Source organism: Nocardioides malaquae, assembly GCF_015070385.1.
Taxonomy (GTDB): Bacteria; Actinomycetota; Actinomycetes; order Propionibacteriales; family Nocardioidaceae; genus Nocardioides; species Nocardioides malaquae.
The window spans coordinates 1-257 of sequence record NZ_JADCSA010000691.1 but is presented as its reverse complement, the minus strand read 5'-3'; the positions used below and the strand labels follow the sequence as shown (position 1 = coordinate 257).

Annotated in this window: 1 protein-coding gene; it reads left to right on the top strand. The window is 63.8% G+C overall.

Annotated features, from left to right (window positions below; all coding sequences use genetic code 11):
* Positions 1-257: hypothetical protein (locus IEQ44_RS16155; protein ID WP_193639446.1), on the top strand; the 257-nt coding region annotated here is incomplete at both ends.

Here is a 257-nt window from a genome sequence, read left to right as displayed (position 1 = left end):
CCACCGCACCAGCACCTTCCACATCCACCACCACCAGCGATGCCACAACAGAAAAGGCGCCCGCATACCCGACCTCCTCCCGCCGTGGCGTCAAGGACTGGGACAAGCTGGCGTCGGGGCTGACGGCCAAGAAGAAGAAGTCCGCATCCAAATCGAAAGGCAAAGCCAAAGCAGACGGCGACAAGGCTGCAGACGCGGAGGAGTCCGACGGTGCGGAATCCATCGACTCGGACTACGGCACGGGCGACCCCGTCGAC